Origin of the sequence: Edaphobacter sp. (genome assembly GCF_035763405.1) — a bacterium.
GTDB lineage: Bacteria > Acidobacteriota > Terriglobia > Terriglobales > Acidobacteriaceae > Edaphobacter.
In genome coordinates this window covers 16,633-30,634 of record NZ_DASUBE010000006.1, presented here as the reverse complement: position 1 = coordinate 30,634, position 14,002 = coordinate 16,633, and the positions used below count along the sequence as shown (strand labels likewise).

At 59.3% G+C, this 14,002-nt stretch carries 6 protein-coding genes; 1 reads left to right on the top strand and 5 read right to left on the bottom strand.

Annotated features, from left to right (window positions below; genetic code table 11):
• The 3 genes from VFU66_RS00565 to deoC all read right to left on the bottom strand — a co-directional run.
• A partial coding sequence (locus VFU66_RS00565) for an alpha-N-acetylglucosaminidase TIM-barrel domain-containing protein (protein ID WP_326444277.1) occupies positions 1-986 on the bottom strand: 986 nt, incomplete at its 3' end.
• A gap of 160 nt (positions 987-1,146) precedes the next feature.
• The gene (locus VFU66_RS00560; RefSeq protein ID WP_326444276.1) at positions 1,147-3,534 is read right to left on the bottom strand and encodes an aldehyde dehydrogenase family protein; all 2,388 of its coding nucleotides are present in this window, start codon (positions 3,532-3,534) and stop codon (positions 1,147-1,149) included.
• Positions 3,535-3,544: 10 nt separating this feature from the next.
• Positions 3,545-4,567, bottom strand: coding sequence for a deoxyribose-phosphate aldolase (deoC, locus tag VFU66_RS00555; RefSeq protein WP_326444275.1), 1,023 nt, complete (start codon positions 4,565-4,567; stop codon positions 3,545-3,547).
• 707 nt (positions 4,568-5,274) lie between these two features.
• On the opposite strand from deoC, the gene VFU66_RS00550 reads away from it, so the two are divergent.
• Positions 5,275-9,237: a TonB-dependent receptor gene (locus VFU66_RS00550; RefSeq protein WP_326444274.1), complete on the top strand. Its 3,963-nt coding sequence runs from the start codon at positions 5,275-5,277 to the stop codon at positions 9,235-9,237.
• A 66-nt stretch (positions 9,238-9,303) separates the two neighbouring features.
• Here the strand turns inward: VFU66_RS00550 and VFU66_RS00545 are convergent, their stop codons facing one another.
• Both VFU66_RS00545 and VFU66_RS00540 read right to left on the bottom strand, forming a co-directional pair.
• Complete coding sequence (locus tag VFU66_RS00545; RefSeq protein WP_326444273.1) at positions 9,304-10,593, bottom strand: mandelate racemase/muconate lactonizing enzyme family protein; 1,290 nt, start codon at positions 10,591-10,593, stop codon at positions 9,304-9,306.
• 48 nt (positions 10,594-10,641) lie between these two features.
• Positions 10,642-13,995: a TonB-dependent receptor gene (locus VFU66_RS00540; protein WP_326444272.1), complete on the bottom strand. Its 3,354-nt coding sequence runs from the start codon at positions 13,993-13,995 to the stop codon at positions 10,642-10,644.
• Positions 13,996-14,002 lie beyond the last annotated feature (7 nt).

Sequence of the window (14,002 nt, the reverse complement as noted above, 5' to 3'; positions counted from 1 at the left end):
CGCCCCTGTTCGATGTCGGCGATCAGCAGATGGCTGGTGTCGAGCGCGGCAAGCAGTTGCTGCGTAGGATTGCTCTGCCAGGCCATCAACATCCACAAAGCGCCGGGGTGTGCGCGCTCCAGCGCCTTTTGCACACGCTTGGCTGCTTCGCTTACGGGCACATCGCCCGCATTGCCTCCCTCCTGAAAGACCTCCATGTCGTAGATCGAGGTGTCACCAAAAAGCTCGTGTTGATGCAGGTAGAACGACTCAGACAGCTTCTCGAACTGCGGGTCGCGCGGGTCGAGCCATCCGGGTCGTGTGAACCCATTCCACTCACCCTGCGTCACGACATGAGCACCCGGATGCATCTTCGCAAAATCAGCCGGAACAATGCCGTAATATCCCGGCAGTACCGGCGTAATACCCAAACTGCGGAGCATCGCAATCAACTTCTGTGCGGAGTGCGCACGCTTCTTCAGCAACTCCATGGAGATGGGTTCGTCAAAGCAGCACATGTTCCCCATCAACTGCCAGTTCTGATGCGCAGGCTGTGTAATCCACTGCCGGATGGCCTCGTCCGAGTAACCCGCGTCGCGAAAGGTCTGATAGAGCACAAGGTCTGTCCCGCGCTCTATCAGCACAGCGTTCGTTCCGCTCATCGCTAGAATATCGATCTCGCGCTGCCATCGCTTCTCACCCCAATACGGCGCGGAATACCCATCCACGTTTTCGTTCAACGCATAGCGCCACTTGTACAATGCAGGCTTTTCTATCATCTGCTCCGGCGCGGGAAGTACGGTCCCTGCACTGCCGAGCTGCAACCCATTCGTCGAAACCTGCATGTGCGCGACATACTTCAGATACCAGTTCACGCCGTAGAGCAGTGTAGGCACAGTGCCTGCTTCAACGCGAATGTGCCCGGCCTTGCCGCTGATGCGGAACGAGTCTCGGCCGTTCGCATGTCGCACAATCGCCAGATCGAACTGCGGGGCAAGCTGTGGCATCAGCCTCGTGAGCACAGCTTGGGCGGGGGCAACATCAGGCTGCGCAACCCCGGCTGCGTCGAAAACGAGAACGCTACATAAAAACACCCACAAAAGCGTGCGCCGAAAAATCATGGCACCACTCTACCTGCTAGCTCAGTCGCCGCGCCAGAGAATTGAGCTATTCTCCGTAAGGCACCCAGATGTTTTTAATCTGAGTAGCGTGCTGCATAAAGTAGCGGCCCTCGGCCTGCGCCGGATCGAACCAGTCGATGTCATATTTATCATTGGTCCAGACCTGCTTCAGGTTGCCTATCGACGCAGCCTTCACCATCGTCGCGTCAGCCGCATTCCGGAAGCACCAGATGGCATCCACGTCGTCGTGTTCGGCCAGCGTCTTCGCCAACTCCTCCGGACGCCCGGCAACGATGTTGACCACGCCGCCTGGCAGGTCGCTGGTATCGAAGATCTGATACAGATCACCCATGATGGTTGCGTACTTCTCCGACGGAACCGCGACCACAGTATTGCCCGCCGCAACCGCAGGCAGCACCAGCGAGAGGAACGACAGCATCGGTGCCTCCTCAGGGCAGATGATCCCAACCACGCCAATCGCCTCGTTCATGGCCAGCGTGACGTTGCGCATGGGCGGGTTGTGTACCGCGCCATCGTATTTGTCGGCCCAGGCCGCATAGGTAAAGATGCGCTCAATGCTATAGGCCACCTCTCGCGCGGCCAGCTCTTCTCCCACAAATTGCATAAGACGAGCGGTGATCTCCGCGCGCCGCTGGGCCATATTTTCGGCGAGGTAGTAGAGCACCTGCGCGCGCGTGTGCGCCGGGGTCTTCGCCCACTTCTCCGCCTTATGCGCAGCCTCGACCGCGTTGCGGATGTCTTTACGATTGCCCAGCGGCGCTTCGCCAATCAGCCTGCCGTCGTGCGAATGAACCGGGAAACTGTAGCCAGAATCAGGCCGCGCCTGCTTGCCTCCGATGTACTGCTTCACCGTTCGGTCAATCGACATCGAAACACTTGCGGCCTGCCCGTTGATTCCGGAGGAGACCGTAACCGCCCGCTTCTTTTGCGGGCTACGATGCAGCCACGTTGGCTCGAGATACTCGTACATCCCTTCGCGTCCGCCCTCGCGTCCGTAGCCGCTCTCGCGATAGCCGCCAAAGCCGCACGAGGCGTCGAAGAGATTTGTGCTGTTGACCCACACCACGCCCGCTTTCACCTGCGAAGCGACATCGAGCGCCACGTTGATGCTCTCGCTCCAGATAGAAGCTGCAAGCCCATATGTCGTGTTGTTGGCCAACTCGACCGCCTCACTCGGCGTGCGGAACGTCATCGACGCAAGCACGGGACCGAATATCTCCTCCTGTGCGACCATCGCTGTTGGATGAACGCCGGTCAACAGCGTGGGCGGATAGAACAGCCCCTTACCGGGCATCGTCATCTCCGGCTGCCAGCAGTTTGCGCCCTCGGCAACGCCCTGATCTACAAGCGAACGAATGCGCTCCAACTGCACCGGCGCAACAATCGCACCTATGTCGATCGACTTATCAAGCGGCGAGCCGACACGCAGCGTCTTCATCCGCGCGCGTATCTTTTCGTACAGCGTCTCCGCAATGCGCTCCTGCACCAGCAGGCGCGATCCTGCGCAGCAGACCTGTCCCTGGTTGAGCCAGATGCCATCGACCAGGCCTTCCACGGCGGAGTCCAGGTCAGCGTCGTCGAAGACGATGAACGGTGACTTGCCGCCAAGTTCCAGCGACAACTTCTTGGTCGAACTCGCCGTGGCCTTACGGATGATGCGTCCCACCTCCGTCGAACCGGTGAAGGCGATCTTGTCGATACCATCGTGCGCGGTTATCAGCGCGCCCACGCGACCATCGCCGTTGATGACGTTGAGCACGCCCGGCGGCAAGCCAATCTCCATTGCAAGCTCGGCCATCGCCAGCGCCGTCAGCGGCGTGTACTCCGCCGGCTTGATGATGACTGTGTTTCCAGCGGCAAGCGCAGGTGCGACCTTCCACGCAAACATCAGCAGCGGAAAGTTCCACGGAATAATCTGTCCCACCACGCCGCAGGCCGCGTAGCCGGGGAACTCGCGATCGAGCAGTTGCGCCCATCCAGCATGGTGATAGAAGTGCCGCGCGACCAACGGAATATCGAGGTCGCGGCTCTCGCGAATCGGCTTGCCGTTGTCCATGGTCTCCAGTACCGCAAGCCTGCGCGAGTGCTTCTGCACCTGCCGCGCCAGCGCATAGAGATAGCGCGCACGCTCGTGCCCGCTGAGCGCCTGCCACACTGGTAATGCCTTCCGCGCTGCCGCAACCGCCGCATCCACATCGGCGACATCGGCCTGAGCGACGTCGGCAATCTTGTCGTCGCTCGCTGGATTGCTCGTGACGAAGTACTCGCCCGATGCGGGCTTGTGCCACTGGCCATCTATGTAGTGTCCAAAACGCCGCTCGTGCATGTCGAGCCAGCGGTTCGTCTCCTTCGGGTCCTCCGGGGCAACGCCGTAGTCCATCGCGTAGAACTGTTCCACAACTGAGTTGCCCACGAGGGCCTCCTTATGCAATCGGGTGACGGTAGGCGGCGGAGTAACGGCCGGTAAGATAGTGCTCCAGTTGGCGTTCAATGTCTGCGAGCATACTGCTGGCCCCGAAGCGGAAGAGCGACGGCTCCAGCCACGGCCTGCCCAGTTCGTCCTTCATCACATAGAGCCACGTCAGCGCCTGCTTCGCGGTCTTGATTCCTCCAGCTGGCTTGAAGCCGACGGCAAAACCGGTGCGCTCGGCATACTCGCGAATCGCCCGCACCATCACCAGCGACACCGGAATGGTTGCGTTGACGGCCTCCTTGCCAGTCGAAGTCTTAATAAAGTCCGCGCCGGCCATCATGGCCACCACGCTGGCGCGCGCAACATTACGCAGCGTCAGCAGGTCTCCTGTTCCGAGAATCGCCTTCATGTGCGCATCGCCACAGGCATCCTTGAACGCCGCGACCTCATCGTAGAGCGCCTGCCACTCGCCGTTGAAGACATGCGCGCGTGTGATAACGATGTCGATCTCCTGCGCTCCCGCTTCGACCGAGCGGCGGATCTCCTGCACGCGCTCGGCCAGCGGCGACAGTCCCGCCGGAAAGCCCGTCGATACGGCGGCCACAGGAATGTTCGTTCCTTCAAGTGCCTTCACCGCCGTCTCGACAAAGGCGTGATACACGCACACCGCGCCGGTGGTGAGGTTCAGGTCCTCGATGCCGAGGCCCCTGACGATGTGTTCCTGCAAAGGGTGCCGCGCCTTGGCGCAGAGCCGCCTGACGCGCTCAGCACTGTCATCGCCGCTCAACGTCGTCAGGTCCATGCACGCGATGGCGCGCACGAGCCACGCGGCCTGCCACTGTTTTTTCACAGAACGTCGCGTATCAATCGTCGCGGCGCGCCGCTCCACCGCGCTCGTATTAACGCGAACCTCCTCGACCCACTCCAGGTTGAGCGGAATCCGCCGGTTCGGCTCAAGCAGTCGCCCGTTCAGCTCGACCGCAATGAGAGCAGGAGCGCCGAGGGAATGTTGTTCCTGCTGATTGACCACCATGCCATGCCTCCACCCTGTTGTCTGATAGCGCAGCCCGAGAACATCATAGAGCCTCCCGGTATGGCCGCGAAAGCAATCGCAAGCGACTCCGGCCAGGCCAACGACACCTCGCGTTTCCCGCAACTTCCCGCAAACTGCGAGTCCACATAGGCGCGTGCAATCAGCACCAGCACGAGTACATACACCGTCCAGCACCGCCAGAAAAGGTTGATCTTATCGGCGAGCGGAGGATCGACAGGAACGCATCCGGCCCTCCGCTGAAGCTGCCCATCGTGAGGGCAGGCAGCAGTGCAATCAGAAAGATGTCGCGAGCGTAGCGAAGGTCTCGACGAGATGTTCAAAGAATGTGCAATCGGTGCCTGCCATCTGCCCTCCCAACGATACCTTTCCTATCTATATCAAAATGCGTCTCTTGACCCATGAGTTCAAAAAGCGCAGCCGGAAGGATTGCGTTTTGTCCCCATGGAGTAAATTCCCGATTCGATATTATTTTTCTATTGACAGAGCTTAAATGCGACGCTCATAATCACGCCATTCCCTCGATCTGGTTGGGCCACCACCAAACCCCTCGGGGCCGAGCCGGACGGGAGCGAACAAGGAAATACGACGGTCACGCAACCATCTGTGTCGAACGGCTGCTACGGCAAGTGCCGAAATCAGTCACAAAATCTCACAGACGCAACTAGCTTCACTTGATCGAGGTCATCATGGATTTCAAAAGAAACATACTCCGCTTCAATCATTGCTCCAGGCTGTGCAAGGCGTTCTTCGCGTGTGCACTCGCAGTGCTGCTGGTGATGCCCGCCGCGTTGAAGGCCCAGACTGCCGGCGAAGGCACCATCGCCGGCACCGTCACGGACGACACCGGTGCCGTCATTCCCAACGCCGTCGTCATCGCAACCAACAACGCCACCAATATAGCCACTAAGCGCACCTCGTCCTCGGCGGGTTTGTATACCATCGCTCCCCTGCCGCCGGGAACCTATACCCTGCGCGTGGAAGCGCCGGGATTCAAATCTCTGGTGCAGAACAACCTTTCCGTCAACGCACTGGCCACCCTCACGGTAAACGCCGTGCTGAACCTCGGCGAAGCCACCGAAGTCGTCAGCGTCACCGCCGCGCCGCCACAGCTCGATACAGCAACGGCCACTCTGGGTACGGTGATGGAGAACGAGACCTACTCCAACCTGCCCCTACAGATGAACAACGCGCAACGTGACCCGACAGCTTTTGGCACCTTGTCGCCAGGCACGCAGGGGGGCTCGCGCGTGCCCATCGTCGGCGGCACCGGCAACTATCTCGGACAGCTCTATCTCGACGGCCTTCCAGCCGAAACCATCAGTCAGCAGGGCGACAACCGCCTCGTCTCGCAGGGCGTCAGCGTCGATGCCGTAGACCAGTTCCAGATCGTCACCAGCACGCCGCCAGCCGAGTATCAGGGTGCGGGCTCCATGAACTTCACCATGAAGTCCGGTGGTACCAAATTCCATGGCCAGGTCTCGGACTTCGTGCGCAATACCGTCTTCGACGCCTGGTGCTTTACCTGCAAAGGCGCCACCGTCACCAACGCTCAGGGGCAGAAGGTTGCGGCGCCGAAACCGTACGAGCACCAGAACGAACTCTCTATGTCCGTCGGCGGCTTCGTGCCCTACACTCACAAGAAGCTCTTCTTCTTCACCGCATACGACCGCTTCCACGACCGCTACTACGTCTCGCCGTCGCTCTACACCATTCCCACCACGCTGATGCGGACCGGCGATTTCACCGAACTGGCAGATGCCAACAACACAGCCTTCCTCTTCGACCCGACGACAAACAGTTGCGTCGGCAGTGTCTGCTCGCGGAAACCGTTCCAGGGCATGAAGAACGGCGTGCCCACCAACAACGTCATTCCGGCCAGCTACCTCTCACCCATTGCGCAGAAGATGCAGTCGTTCCTGCCTGCTCCCACCTCGTCCGGCACGACGAATAACTACTTTGGCAGCATTGCCAAGGGGTTCGACAACTGGGTGCTTGACGCCCGCGTGGACTATGACCTGAGCGCGAAGCAGCGGCTCTCCGGTGTCATGGCCATGGGCACCGTGAACTACTACAACAACTACGGCAGCCCCTACCTTCCGCTACCCTATACAGGCGGCGACCTGGCGAACATCTATCCGAAAGTCTTCGATGTCGAGGACACCTACAGCTTCAACGAAAAGATCACCAACCAGTTCAAGTACGGCTTTACCCGCTTCTTCCAGAACATCCACAACTCCACGCAGGGCGTAACGAAGTGGGCCGCACCCACCATGGGCATCACCAACCTGCCGCAGGGCCAGGCGGGTGAAGAGTTCCCCGGCGCTGCGTTCGCTACAACCCCCGCGTTCGGCTCCGTGCAGACAGGCTGGACCGGCAACGGCAACTCTGTTTCCACCCAGCTCACCACGCCCAACAACTACACTCTCGTCGATAACCTGCAATGGCTCAAAGGCAGGCATGCCCTGACCTTCGGTATCTCCATTCAGTGGCAGCAGATTAATAACTCCAACCCCGCTACTTACACCGGCGTGCTCCCGCTCTCCTATAACGCCTACTCAACAGCCAACTACGCTGCGAACTCCAATGCGTTAACCCTGGGGACTGCTGCGAATTCTAAGACGGGCGCTCCTGCTGTGCTGTCAGGTTATTCCTATGCCAGCTATTTGTTGGGCGCAATCGGCGGGACACCGTCCATCGGCCTGCAACCGGTCAGCGAACTCGGCGGCCGCTACCGGCCTATCTCTCCCTATGTGCAGGACAGCTTCAAAGTCACGTCGAAGCTGACCCTCGATCTCGGCCTGCGCTGGGACTACTTCCCGCCCTACCACGAGGTCAACGACCACTGGACGTTCCTCAACCCGAACCTGACCAACGCCATCACCGGCACGCCAGGCATGTTGCAGTTTGCCGGCAACCATGGCGGTCCGGGCGTAAGCTGCGGCTGCAGAACGCCAGTCAACACCTACTGGAAGAACTGGGGACCGCGCGTTGGCCTTGCCTACTCGGTGGATGACAAGACCGTCTTCCACGCCGGCTTTGGCACCGTCTACTCTGAAGCAGGCGGCGTAGGCGGACGCGGCGGCGCTTTCAACGGTACCGGACAAACCGGCTTCAACATGACCGCCAGCGGCCCGGCCGAAGTCACCAGCGGCCTAGGCGCGGGTCCGTCCTTCTTCCTGAACAACGGCGCTTACTTCACCTCTGCGGGCCTGGGCAACACCGATCTCTTCGGCAAAGGCTATACCTATCCAACGGCTCCGACCCCCAATGTTGCCGCACAGGTGCTGAACACCGGCAACTATCTGAGCAGCGGGACCAAAATTCAAACAGCCAATGGTGTAGCGTATGCCGACCCATACGTCTCAGGTCGCGCGCCGCAATTCAACTTCTACAACGCAGGCATTCAACGTGCGATCACGCCGGATCTGACCATTGCCGTCAACTACGTCGGCAACCAGAGCCACTTCCTCATCAACTCCACCAACAGCGGCACCGGAACCGCACGCGGCTACTGGTCGAATCAGCTCAATCCCAAATACCTTGCAGGCCTCGGCGGGGTTCTTGACTCGACCGGAAAACTTCCCATCCTCACCGCCGCCGCGACTCCGGCAAATGTAAACATCGCAAAGGCGGCGATGCCCGGTATTAATATCCCTAGCCTCTATCAGGCGGCGGCGGCAGCCAATCCCACAAGCTCCGTCGTCACCATCGCTCACGGACTGGTTGCCTTCCCGCAGTACAGCGGCGTAAGCGACACCTGGGGTAGTAACGTCGGAAACTTCAGCTACAACTCGCTCCAGATTTCGCTGATCCAGCGCATGAAGGACGGGCTAACGTTCAACGTGAACTACACCTACTCCAAGAACATTGGCGACGACGGCCCATTCAGGACTGGCTTCGACATTCCAGCGGCTGCCGTCTCCAACGGCGGGACAAAGAACTGGAAGCAGAACCGCATTGATCGCTCCTGGTCCGCTATCTCGTCTCCACAGTCGCTTCATGCCTTCGGCGTCTACAAACTGCCGTTCGGCAAAGGGCACCTGGGAAACAACTCCTGGCTGGTGCGTAACCTGGCCGGTGGATGGCAGCTCTCAGGCATCTACACCTACTCTTCCGGCACACCCATGCTGGTTACATCCACCGGATGCACCGGAACGAACTCCCCCGGCCAGGGCCAGTGCATGCCTGACCTCAACCCCAGTTTCACAGGCCACAACGCCCGCATTCACGGCAGCTATGGCAGCGGACCGGGCGGCATCACCAAGGCGAACCTTGGCAACATCGCTTATGTAGACACCGCCGCCTTTTCCGCGGCGACCGATATTTCTACTGCGCCGTATACCTGCAATACAGCAAATCCTCCGGTGTGCACGCACCTCCAGCAACTGCTGATCGGCAATGCGCCGCGCACCCGGGCATACAACCTCAACAACCCCGGCACCCAGAACTTCGACGCAGCCGTACGGCGCAGGTTCTTCCTGCCATGGGAGGGCGTGACGCTCGAGTTCGAAGCCGACTGCCTCAACGTCTGGAACAAAGTTGAGTTCCGGGGTCCAAGCGCGACCTGGGGGGGAAGCTCCTTCGGACAGATCAGCGGCGTCTCCAACTCACCGCGCGACTTCCAGTTCGCCGGCCACTTCAACTTCTAACGGTAGTCCTCCTACAACGGCGAGAGAGACCTGACAGGCTCTCTCGCCATTTTTTTGCGCCGCACATCATGCAGTAACAACCGCAGCCTGCTTCAGAAAATCCGGATCAATCTCCACGCCGAAGCCCGGACCTGTCGGGACTTTGATGACCCCATCGCTGTCGCTGCGCAAAGTCGAAGTCGCGCAATGATACGGCAGCTCGTCGTTGAACTCCTTGAACTCGTGGTACGGCCCCGAGTTCGGAATCGCCGTGACGAAATGCATCATGTACACATAGCCCAGCCCAGTCGATGAGATGTGAGGAATGCACTGCTTGCCGAACGCATTCGCCATCCGCGCCACCTGCATACAGCGCACCATGCCGCCGAAGTAGAACATGTCCTGCTGCACAATCGACAGGCCTCCGTTGGCCACCAGCCAGCGGAAGTTATGCGTGCTCGGCTCCTGCTCGCCACCGGCGATCGGAATCTCCAGTGCGTCGGCAACCTGCTTCGTCTCCTCGTACCAATCGAACGGCACCGGCTCCTCAAAGAAGGCGTACTTATACTCCTGCATCAGTCTGCCAATGCGAATCGCTTCGGCAACATTGTACGAACCATTGGCGTCAGCCGAGATAATCATCTCGTCGCCGAACGTCTTGCGCACCAGCGGTATCAGCTTCTCGCTGCGACCCACCGGCGTCTCAACATGGCTCATGCGCCCGCCCAGCTTGAACTTGATCGCCTTCGCCTTCGAGACAGCCACCTCCTGCTTCAAATGCTCAACCGTCTCTTCCGCCGAGATGCCGCGCTCGCCGTTGGCCTGATACACCGAGATGCTATGGTTGTAGATCTTATCGCTGATCAGCAGCCCCATCGGCAGCTTCGCCATCTTGCCGAACATGTCGAGAATGGCAAACTCAATCGTCGCAATCGGCACCCAGATGGCCAACCCCTGCGCCTTGTAGTTGTTGTGATAAACAGTGGACTCCGGAATCAACCACTCCAGATCGCGCGCATCCTTGCCCACAAAAAACGGGGCAATATGTTTCACGAAGAGAGGATAGAGCACCTCCATCTGCGCGGCATTCGAAACCGAGATACCCTCGTGGCCGTCCTTTGACCGCACCCGGCAGGTGTACTGCTTCCTGTTCAAGAGCAGCTCAACACTCTCAATCATCACTGGGTCAGGAAACAGGTGACGTTTAAAGACTGGCTCCTTCAGAATCGCATCCAGCTTCGCATAGCGTTCCTCCAGCGTTCCCGGCAATCCATGCCTCGGCGCATTCAAAAACTGTCCGCTGGATGCAAACGGAAACGCGGCTGCCGCACTCCCCGAGAGCGCGGCAGCCAGAAAATTGCGGCGGTTTGTCTTCATGCTATATTCCCCCGCAACCACTATAAGAGAAACCAGTCTCTCCCACGATCAAAACTCAAACCGTGCGCCCAACTGTAGGAAGCGCGGGTTGTATTGACTCCCGGCCCTACCGAACGTGGAACTCGTCAGGCTGGAGCTAATGCCTCCCAGGCTCGCGCGATTGAACAGGTTGTAAACCTCAAGCCGCAGTTGTAGCGTGGCCCGTTCGTAGATATGCGTGTTCTTCAGCAGCGCAAAGTCCGTGTTCGCATAGCCCGGATTGCGATAACCGTTCATCACCTCGTTGCCCTCGCCCGGCAGCGTCGTTGGCGCCGTGAAGTCCTTGGCCAGGAACACACCGCTGGTGCCGCGCCCCAATTGCGCGTTTCTGCTCGTGGGGATCTTGTAGCCATAACTCGGAATATTCGGCAGGTCACTATTGATGCCGTCCGCGTTGTAGTCGCCACCCTTGGAATACGCGGCAGTCTGTAGCACGGTAAACGGCGTGCCGCTCTGCAGGATCGTCGTCGCGCTCGGCCTCCAGCCGTTCATCACCGTGCGCAGAAACCGTGGGCCGGCATTCACATGCGGCAGCTCATACGACACCGCCATCGACAGCCGGTTCGGCACGTCCCAGTTCGAGTGCGCCCAGTACTGCTTATAGTTCAGCGTATTGGATTGCACCGTAGGATACGTCGCCGCATCGTCATACGAGCTCGACCGCGTATACGACGCATCGATAAACCCACGCTGGAGGAAGCGGCCCTTCACCTCCGCGATAAAGGCGTTGTATGTCGAAGTAGGTCCGTTCACCGTGTAACGAATCGAACCAAAGTTCGGATTCAGCCTCACAAACTTTCCTTTATTGACAATCAAACTACCCGGGAAGTTATTGATGTCCACCCCGTAGTATGCGTTGGTCGTATGACCGGCAAAGTCTGTAAACAGGTTGTTTGAGTGCGACCCAGAATAGCCCGCCGCAACCGAAAGGTTCCGCCCCAGGCCGCGCTCCAGCGTCACCGTGTAATTGAACGTGTTCGTCGCCTTCAGGTTTGGATCGTTGCCCGCAATATTCGACTGGATCCCCGTAATTCCACCGCTCGGATTCAAACCCGTAGCTGGAATCGTAGGATACGTAAAGCCGAACGGATAGGTATCACTCGTTCCAACGCTGTACACAGGTGCCGGCCCGCTCGTGTTCGTCTGAAATGTCACCGTCACCGGCGACGGAGGATTGCCGAATTCATTCTGCACATTCCCCAGCGTCACCCAGTCGTGATACATGCCAAATCCGCCGCGCACCAGCCACTTGCCCTGCCCGGTCGGGTCCCATGCAGCGCCTACGCGCGGGCTCCATGCCTTGATCGATTGATTGAACGCATGAGGAACCTGCTTCACAACGCCGTTGGCCACCTTCTCATCAATCGTGCTCCCAGTACCGTAGAAGAAGTTCGCCTCTACCGAACCATTCTCCGGACTGGGATTGCCGAAGTCATCCCAGCGCACACCATACGTCAGCGTCAGGCTCTTGTTCATCTTCCACGTGTCCTGCGCGTACAAGCCTGTCATGTTGCCCGTGAATTGAAAACTTCCGCCAAGCAGACCCGCGGGCTTGCCCGTAAGCAGGTTGTAGGAAACCCCTGACTCCGTGTAGACATTGTCCTGTAGAAAATCGCCCACGGTCAGAAACGTAAACGACGGTTGCGAGAACCACGGCCCGAAGAACGTCAGGTTGTCGCCGTGGAACCCTTGGTATCCAAAAGAAAGATCGTGACTGCGATAGATGTGCGTCACTGCATCGCGCCACACGTAGTGGTGCTGCACGTAGTCCTCGTGCGCCTTGCCGACGCCCAACGGCGTGCCCCATCCCGAGCTAAGCGAGATGATCGGCACGCGAAACGGCCCGGTCTTATTCAGCAGTCCTTCCATCCGCAGCAGACCAAACGCCGCCTCGTTCACCGTATTGGCGTTGAACGTATGAGTCTCGTTGCCTTGAATCGAGCGCACAATATAGTGCTGTGGCGTACCATGCGCCACACGCACCGACGGCCCGCCGATGTCCAGCCCGGTCCGGTAGTAGTTCGCATAGATACGATCCTTTGTGAAGTATTTGTCGAGCCGGATGTTGTATTGCAACCCATTGCGATAAGTCGCCGAATTGAACACACCCGTATCGACAATCGGCAGATCGCACGGAATATTCGCTGCCGAAGCCGTGCCGCACGTCGTCGGATACAGATCCCTTCCCTTCTTGGCAACCCCCGTCGTCGAAACATTCACCGCCGGATACTGCGCCAGCAACTTCACGCCCACCGAGTTGGGCCAGTTCTGCTGGGCCCACTTCGTAAACGCCGGATCTTCATACGTTGTCTGTGAGCTGCCCGGCACAAGCTGCAACAGCGGTTCCCAGCCGGTAAAGAAGTACATCTTGTGCAGAAGCGGCACCGGTCCGCCAAGCGTCGTCGAGATGTTGTTCGCGTGGAACTTGGCGAATTTGGTCGTCTCTTTTGGCTGAAACTCCGTCCTCGCGTGCAACCAGTTCGCGGTGTAATAATCGCTCGCCATGAAGTGATACTGTTCCGTCCCGGAGCGCGTCGTCATCACCTCGACTATCGAGCTGCTCCGCCCATTGTCCACATTGAACGTATTCACCTGCACCGAGGCCTCCTGAATCGTGTCCGGATTCGGCACCAGATTCAGAACGCCCGGCGTAATGTTGCTCGTAATGTCCAGACCATCCACAATGAATGCATTCCCCACGCTGCTGCGGCCGTTCGCGCTTGCCGTCACCTGCGTCTCTGCGGCATAGTTGTCGTTCAACTGCCCGTTGCCACCGGAACCCGCCACGCCCAATCCGGTCACTCCCGGCGCCAGCGTCGTCAGGCTCAACATATTGCGGCCCGCCATTGGCAACGTATCCAGCGCCTCCGTGTCCAGCGTCAACTGCGTGCGGCTCTCCGCCGTATCCAGCACCGGCGGCCGATCCGATACCTCCACCGTCTGGGTTTGGCCAGAGACGCTCAGCGTAAACGGCACATTCATCGTCTGGTCGGTCTGCAACCGAATCTCCACCTTGTGGCTCGCAAACCCGCTCGCCGAGGCCGTTACCTCATACGCGCCCGGCGCAATGCTCACAAAGCGATACTCTCCGGCAGGCCCCGTCACCGTCTTCATCGAAACTCCGGTTGCCGTGCTCGTCAGGACCACCGTCGCCCCCGGAATCACCGCGCCGCTCGGGTCCTCCACCGCTCCCTGCAGACCGCTCGAAAACTGGGCGTATGCCGAAACGCCCATCCCGAACAACATCACCACCAGCGCACTTGCAGATACGAACTTCCTGATCATCGTCGTCACCCCTCCAGGCACCGTCGGACGTGCCCGATCGCACACGGCACGTCCGGCAATCACTGCTCTCAGGGCCACCCCCTCC